Annotated in this window: 2 protein-coding genes; one reads left to right on the forward strand and one right to left on the reverse strand. The window is 61.9% G+C overall.

All coding sequences use genetic code 11. The features are described from left to right. Nucleotides 1–343 precede the first annotated feature (343 nt). Nucleotides 344–688 (forward strand): cupin domain-containing protein, encoded by a 345-nt coding sequence (locus EOA28_RS36995; protein ID WP_127251101.1) that lies wholly within the window; start codon nt 344–346, stop codon nt 686–688. An 81-nt stretch (nt 689–769) separates the two neighbouring features. Here the strand turns inward: EOA28_RS36995 and EOA28_RS41230 are convergent. After that, nucleotides 770–943: DUF6665 family protein (locus tag EOA28_RS41230; protein ID WP_348633454.1), on the reverse strand; the 174-nt coding region annotated here is incomplete at its 5' end.

Below are 943 nucleotides of genomic sequence, written 5' to 3' on the forward strand. Positions count from 1 at the left end.
GGTTGGGATCGTGGATGTCGGTTGCGCTCACGGGTGCCTGATCCTTTCGCCTCTTCCTAACCGGAGGCCGAGCCTTGTCCCCGCTCAATCGCACCTGCCCGACAGCGCATGGCGAACAGGCTAGCGAATTCCTCCGGCATTTGGATTTTCGGTTTATGCGTGCGGCCCGTTTTTGTCCAGCGGGGTGAGGCCACAAGGGCAGATTGTCGCGGGGATGCGCGGCAGCCGTGACCGGCACGTTCCCGCCAGGCCGCCGGACGGCTTCAAACAGCGGGAAATCTGGGATGAAATCGGGGCGGTGTTCGCCTCGACATCAGCTCCTGGCCCGGTCTATTCTGTCGCCATGGCGCATGTCATTGAACGCGACAGCTGGGCCGAATCCCCCGACCGCTGGAAGGGCGAGCTGCAATGCGGTCAGTTCGGCGCCAACTCCTGCCTGATCTTCAACTATCAGGAGAAGATCGGCGCCGGCCCGCGCCTGCACAAGCATCCCTATGCGGAGATCTTCGTGATCCGTTCCGGCACCGGACTTTTCACCATCGGCGACCAGGAAATCAAGGCCACCGCCGGCCAGATCCTGATCGTGCCCCCCGACACGCCGCACAAATTCACCAATCTCGGCCCCGGTCCGCTCGAAAGCACCGACATCCACGAGAACGGCCACTTCATCACGGAATGGCTGGAATAGACCATAATACCGAACCGCAGGTCGGCGTAGCAAAAAGTGGGAACCGGTTTTCGGGAAAGATTGTGGTCAACCAAAGAGCGCCTAGCTGGCGCCGAGCCTGACCAAAACCGCCCGTGGGATGTCGTATTCGCGGATCACGGCATCGTGCTTGCGCAGACCGCAAAGCTCGCGCTGGATGAAATAGGCGTGCACGGCCGCGGTCGCTTCCTTGAGCAGCCGGTTGCGGTGCTCGCCCTCCCCACTCTGGCGCAATCT

This window comes from Mesorhizobium sp. M2A.F.Ca.ET.067.02.1.1 (assembly GCF_004023285.1).
In the GTDB taxonomy this organism is placed as follows: Bacteria; Pseudomonadota; Alphaproteobacteria; order Rhizobiales; family Rhizobiaceae; genus Mesorhizobium.